This is a genomic window from Streptomyces sparsus (assembly GCF_054776295.1).
The window spans coordinates 1-5,721 of the sequence record NZ_BAAHCA010000260.1 but is presented as its reverse complement, the minus strand read 5'-3'; the positions used below and the strand labels follow the sequence as shown (position 1 = coordinate 5,721).

Annotated in this window: 7 protein-coding genes; 4 read left to right on the top strand and 3 right to left on the bottom strand. The window is 72.5% G+C overall.

Annotated elements, in window-relative coordinates; genetic code table 11:
• Positions 1-32: 32 nt before the first annotated feature.
• Positions 33-1,553: an alpha/beta fold hydrolase gene (locus ACYVE9_RS13825; RefSeq protein WP_461028126.1), complete on the bottom strand. Its 1,521-nt coding sequence runs from the start codon at positions 1,551-1,553 to the stop codon at positions 33-35.
• 115 nt (positions 1,554-1,668) lie between these two features.
• Between ACYVE9_RS13825 and ACYVE9_RS13820 the strand changes: the two genes are divergently transcribed.
• Complete coding sequence (locus ACYVE9_RS13820; RefSeq protein WP_461028125.1) at positions 1,669-2,586, top strand: helix-turn-helix domain-containing protein; 918 nt, start codon at positions 1,669-1,671, stop codon at positions 2,584-2,586.
• Positions 2,587-2,644: 58 nt separating this feature from the next.
• Here the strand turns inward: ACYVE9_RS13820 and ACYVE9_RS13815 are convergent, their stop codons facing one another.
• Positions 2,645-3,178, bottom strand: a complete 534-nt coding sequence (locus tag ACYVE9_RS13815) for a hypothetical protein (RefSeq protein WP_461028124.1) — start codon at positions 3,176-3,178, stop codon at positions 2,645-2,647.
• A gap of 168 nt (positions 3,179-3,346) precedes the next feature.
• On the opposite strand from ACYVE9_RS13815, the gene ACYVE9_RS13810 reads away from it, so the two are divergent.
• Positions 3,347-3,817 (top strand): hypothetical protein, encoded by a 471-nt coding sequence (locus ACYVE9_RS13810; RefSeq protein WP_461028123.1) that lies wholly within the window; start codon positions 3,347-3,349, stop codon positions 3,815-3,817.
• A gap of 12 nt (positions 3,818-3,829) precedes the next feature.
• Entirely contained in the window at positions 3,830-4,054 is a 225-nt protein-coding gene (locus ACYVE9_RS13805; protein ID WP_461028122.1) for a hypothetical protein, read from the top strand.
• Between the two features lie 105 nt (positions 4,055-4,159).
• Here the strand turns inward: ACYVE9_RS13805 and ACYVE9_RS13800 are convergent, their stop codons facing one another.
• The gene (locus tag ACYVE9_RS13800) at positions 4,160-4,651 is read right to left on the bottom strand and encodes a cupin domain-containing protein (protein ID WP_461028121.1); all 492 of its coding nucleotides are present in this window, start codon (positions 4,649-4,651) and stop codon (positions 4,160-4,162) included.
• 157 nt (positions 4,652-4,808) lie between these two features.
• On the opposite strand from ACYVE9_RS13800, the gene ACYVE9_RS13795 reads away from it, so the two are divergent.
• Positions 4,809-5,684 carry a hypothetical protein gene (locus ACYVE9_RS13795; RefSeq protein WP_461028120.1) on the top strand — a complete coding sequence of 292 codons (876 nt, stop codon included), beginning with the start codon at positions 4,809-4,811 and terminating at the stop codon, positions 5,682-5,684.
• The last annotated feature ends 37 nt before the right edge of the window (positions 5,685-5,721 follow it).

Sequence of the window (5,721 nt, the reverse complement as noted above, 5' to 3'; positions counted from 1 at the left end):
GGAGGCAGGCCGTGGCCCGGCCGTGCCGTGGCTCAGCCCCGCAGGTGCCCCAGCACGGCCCGCATCGCCCGGTCCACGGCCCGGCGGGCCGGCTCACCGTGGTCGACCGTCTCGAAGCCGTGCCGGCCCTGCGGTACGTCGACCAGTTCCACGTCGGTCCCGCGGTGCCTCGCGGCGGTCAGGAACTCCTCCACCGTCACGGCGATCTCCGGACGCTCCCGCTCGACCCGGGTCAGCACGATCGGCAACCGCCCGGCGGAAGGCGGCACCGAGCGCACCGCGCCCGCCGGGTGGAAACGGGACCCGCTCAGCCCCCAGCCTGGCAGCGGGGCCAGCACGGGGTACGTCAGAGCGACGCACCGCAGCCAGGGCGGCGGGTCGGCCAGCCAGTCCGCCGACAGCAGGCCGCCGCCGGAGAAGAACCACAGCGCGACGCGCTCCCCGTCGACACGGGGATCGGCCAGCGCCTGCTCCACCGCGTCGGCGATGTCCCCGGCGGCCCGCCCGTAACCGCCCAGGTCGTGCAGCCGGTGGTCCACCGTCACCCCGACCGCGCCCAGCGTCGCCGCGTACTGTCCGTAGCCGGTGAACGCGGGCCAGTCGCGTGGCGACGGACGGATGTCGGGAGGGAGCGGGCCACCGTGGACGAAGACGATCGCCGGCCGCGCCCGGTCGCTGTCGGGCAGGTGGAGGTCGACCCGCCCGGTCCGCTCGCGGCGCCGCTGTGGCACGTCGAGGAGGAAGGGCCGCAGGTGCGCGGGCCCTTCACCGCCGGTGGCCGCCACCCGATGCCCTTCGCCTGCGGCGGCCCGCAGCAGCACCGTGGCGAGCTCGTCGGGTGCGGAGAGCATCGGCCAGTGGCCGGTGTTCAGTTCGAACAGGCCGGCGCGGGGATCGGTGAGCGCATCGAAGCGGGAGTCACCCCAGTCGACCATCGCCTCGACCGCCGCGATGCTCGACCCGTTGGCGGTGCACAGCACACCGGTCGCCGGAGGTCCACCGATCGCGCCCGACAGCCGCAGCGGACGGGTGAACGTGCCCGCAGGCTGCGCCACGGCCAGGCGGGCGAGCCGGGCCAGCGTGTCCTCCGGGACACCCGTGGTGCTCCCCCAGCGGCTCCACTCGCCGGGCGACGGCGGCGGAACGCTCCCCGTGCCGTCGCCCGCCCCGGCCCGGTGCCGCAACCGGTCCCGGAACTCCTGGTCGGGCACCAGCTCCAGGGGCCGCTCGCCGTCGCGGGGAATGCCGGTGTCCAGGTGCACGACCCGTGCGATCCGCTCCCGGCGCCTGTCGGCCGCGCCCAGTACCGGATGAATGCCGTAGCAGTGGCCGACCAGCACCACCTCCGGTTCCGTGAGCCGGTCGACCAACCGCAGCAGGTCCTGGACGTGCGTCTCCAGGTCCGCTTCCGGCGCCGCCGCACCGGCGGTGCCGCCCATGCCGGTGAGCGTCACCGGGTAGGCCTGCGCCCCCGACTCCCGCAGCCGCCCGGCCACCTCCTCCCAGACCCAGCCACCGGTGTGCGCCCCCGGTACCAGCACGAACGCCGTCATGTGTGCCCCCTCGCATGCCTCGGTCCGGACCGCCCGCCCGGCGGGCGGGCGGTCCGCTCGCCGGTACGGTAGGAACTCCCCCTGGGGGAGGTTCAACCCGCGGGAGGTCCCAGTCGTGCCACCGGAGAGCCTGTGGAGCATCGGTGAGCTCGCCGAGCAGGCGGGCGTCACGGTGAAAACCGTGCGCTTCTACTCCGACCGGGGCCTGCTGCCCGAGGCGACCCGCAGTACCGGCGGCCATCGCAGGTACTCCGCCGAGGCGCTCGACCGGCTCCGCGTGATCCGCTCACTGCGCACCCTGGGACTTCCGATCCCGGACGTGCACCGCGTCCTCGACCGGGAGGACACCTTGGAGGACATCGTCGCCGGCCAACTGCGGGAGACCGAAAGGCGGTTGGCCGCGCTGCACTGGCAGGAGGCCGCAACGCGACTGCTCCAGGGCTGCTCCCCGACGGAACGGGCGGAACGGCTGCGACTGGTCGGCGCCGTGTCGGCCCCGCCCAGCACCGCGTCCCTGGCCCGCTTCTGGCGGGGCTGGCTGCCCCCTCGGCTCCCCGCCCGCCTGGTGTCCGGCATTCTCGAGGAGGCGATTCCGACGCCTCCGCCGCAGCCGACGCCCGACCAGGTACTCGCCTTCACCCGCCTGCACGCCTTCGTCTCCGGACCCTGCCACCGCACCGACCGCTGCCGGCCCGCGGCCCACAGGCCCGGCGGCGTCCACCGTCCCGCCGTGCTCTACGACGGCCTCCGCGAGGCGTACGCGCTGGCGGCACCGGAACTGCGGACGCGGCGGCCTCCGCGCGCCGGTGAGGCACTCGACTGCTTCGTGGCCGCCTACGCCGGCTCCCGCGGTGTCCGCGACACCGACGACTTCCGCCGCCGCCTCAGCACCACACTCGCCGGGGACCCGCGGATCGACAGGTACTGGCAGCTCACCGCGGAAGTGCGCGGCCCCACCGAACCGACAGCGGGCGCCGCCCACGACTGGCTCTGCGCCGCCCTGGACGCCCAGCTCGCCCGCACGTCCGACTGACGCTCCGGCTGCCGGCCCACGGCACCGGCGGGGCCTGCCTGCTGCGCCTGCGGGCGGATCAGTCCTCGGAACGGGCGGGCTCGGAACGGGTCCCGGGGCGGCTCTCCGGACGGGCTTCGTGGCCGGGGGCCCCGCGGGTGCGCCGGGCCTCCTTCATCTCGGCCTCGAAGAGATGCCGCCGCCCGCCGACCAGCTCACCGCGCAGCCGCTCGTCGGCCTCCTTGAAGGTGCGGTAGTAGTCGTCGTCGTACTGCTCGACGATCTGGAACGTCCACCGTCCGGGCAGCACGTTGCGCCCCACGAGCTCCGCTTCGAGTCGATCCGCGGCGTCCCCGTGGCCGGCCTCCCGGAACAGCTCCACGGCCTCCCCCAGCTTGAGGTCCGCGCCGCCGGTGAGCTGGTGGAACGCGTACAGGTGCCCGCGGGCCCGCTCGGTCGTCTCCAATGCCTCCGAGAGCGCGCCCAGAGCTTTCACCGTGGCGTCCGACACGCCGGGCGGACGCCGGTGCGCGGGCGCGGGCAGGTCCGCGCCGGCGGAATCCGGGGCAGCAGAACGGTCGTCGGTGGAGGGCTTTCGGTCCGTGTTGTCCATGCCTCCCTGGTTCCCCGATTCCCCCACCCGCACCTCGCAGCGGAGTGGCCGACTACGCCTGAACCGCCTTTCCTCACTCCTTCGGGCGATCCACCGGGCGGCACGGAACCGGAACCGCTCAAAGGCCGGTCATGGCCTTTCGTCGGCAACTTTCACGAAAGGAGAATCATGTTCACACTCATGACTCGACACGCCCTCACGGCAATCACATCAACCGTTTGTCTGTTTGCACTCTTCACCCCACAGGCCACGGCTTACAGCGGGGCCGCGGGCAGCTCTGCCGTCGATTCCTTCACCTACGAGTTCAACGGACTCACTCTCACGGTGCCGACCGGGTGTTTCCTCACCCACGTGGTCAAGGGTTCCGGCAAGAGAGTGACCAGTCAGCTGGCCGGCGTGGACTGTGTCGGTCCGGCGGCCTTCTCGCAGTTCTGCAACTGGCGCATCGACTTCTCCTACGCCGACACGAACAACCGGACGTACAAGACGTCCCGCGGCAAGACGCATACCGCCTGCGCCAACAAGTACCCCACTCGAAGGATCGGCTCCCAAAAGCTCGCTCGTTACGGAAAGGCCTGTGCCAAGTTCTTCATCAGCGGAACACTTCGCGCCACCCAGTGCCACTACATCACCAAGTAGAAGGATCACCGAATGCAAGCTGACCGGAGTGCGGAACGTCGACCCAGCCTCGGCATGTGGCTGACGGAGGGCGCGGTCTTTCTCGGCGTCACCGTGGTGGTCGCGGTGGCCACAGGCTTGCTGGTCGGGTGGGCAGCGGGACGGCAACCCGTGGTCGACGGTGGCGCCGTTCTGTTCGCCGCCGTCGTCGGACTGCTGGCAGCCAGACGTTTTCGGCGCTGGAACCTCCAGCGCTGAGCACTGCGCAAGCGGCGCGACCGTGCCCCGCGGAGCCGGCCCCGTTGCCCGCCCGTCGACGTCTTCGGCCGGCGGGCGGACCCGTTCACTGATCGTCGGCAGCCGTCAGTGGCCGTCCGGTGGGGTGGCTTCGACGGCGAGCGGGCTGCCCGCAGGGACGAAGTAGGTGACGTGGAGCTCGACGGGTTCCGTGCCCAGGTTCCGGGCCATGTGTGCGTGCTCGCGGCCAGCCGGCTCCAGGATTATGCTGCCGGGGCCGCTGACCTCGACGGTTCCCTCCGCAAGCGTGCGGGTGAGCGTTCCGGACCGGACGACGCCGACGACCGGACCGGGGTGGTAGTGCCAACCCGTGGTGCCGCCGGGCTCTATCGTGACGCGGCTCATGGTCACGTCGACCCGCCCCGGCGTCCCGATGGTGAGGGGCCCTTCGGAGGTGCCGGTGGCCAACTGTTCGGCGGCGACACCGGTGGCGGAGGAGGGGGCCGCGGTGTCGGTGATCACGGCGGGGGCCTCGACGGGCACGGCCACCACGCAGCCGGTGACGGTGGTCCTGCGCTTGCGGCTGGATCTCCGGGTCTCCTGGGTGCTGTCGTTCATTCCGCCTCGCCTCTCGCCACATGGCCGCAGCACGACCGCACACCCCTGATGGTTCAACCGTCAACCGTGACGGGACCGCCGTCACGCTACCCGCAGGGACCCCTCCGAGGAGGAAACTCCGTTGCCGTCAACGGAGTCGGCCGCGAGGCTGACCCTCATGACCAGTCATTTCGGAACCATCGGGCTCGAGGTCGGCAGCCGCAGCGCCTACGAGGACCTGCTCCGCCGCCTCTATTCCCTGGGTGAGGCGGACGACGCGGGGCAGGGGGCGACCCGCACGGTGTGGGAGGGCGACGGCGGGGCTCGCGTCGAGCTGGAGGTGGACGCCGAGGGGGCGCTCGTGCACGTCCTGCCGTGTCTCGTCCCGCGCGGTCGTCCGGTACCCGTCCGCGGTGTGGCACTCGCGTCCGACGGCACCGCACACATGGAGCTGCTCGACGCACCGGACGGGGAGACGGTCTGCCCGCTGCCGGTCGAGCTGACCGACCGGGTCGAACTGCGCACGCTCGAACGTCCCCTCGGGCAGGGTGCGTTGCGGCTGAGTGCGCTGGCTGAGCAGATCACCCTGCACACCGATGAGGCCGCCTACGATGCCGCGCAGGCGGACCGGACGACGAAGTTCGCCGCGCACTACCTGATCCCCTCGGGCCTGTTCCGCCCGGACGACGCGGAGGACGGGTGGCTGCCGACCGCGCACGCCCTGTTCGCGGGTGAGGTGATCGCCCACGAACGCACGGAGAGTGAGATCACCGGGGAGGTGTTCCACCGACTGCGGGTGCGCACTCTCGCCGACGCCGAGATCGACGTGGCAGCGGCTGACATCCAGCTCGACCGGGCCCCGGCCGTCGGCCAGTGGCTGGACGGTTCCTTCTTCCTCACCGGCTCACTCGGACTGGCGGACGCGGGGACCTCGACGGAACGCCCTGCCGACGCGGAACGCTTCGCCGCCACGGAACACCGTGCCGACGCGGAACGCCCTACCGGCACGGGCCCCCTCCCCGGCTCGGGTCCGTCCGCGGCATCGGCGAGCTGAGCAGCCGCCGTCCCGGCCACCGGGCGGCGGCACACCC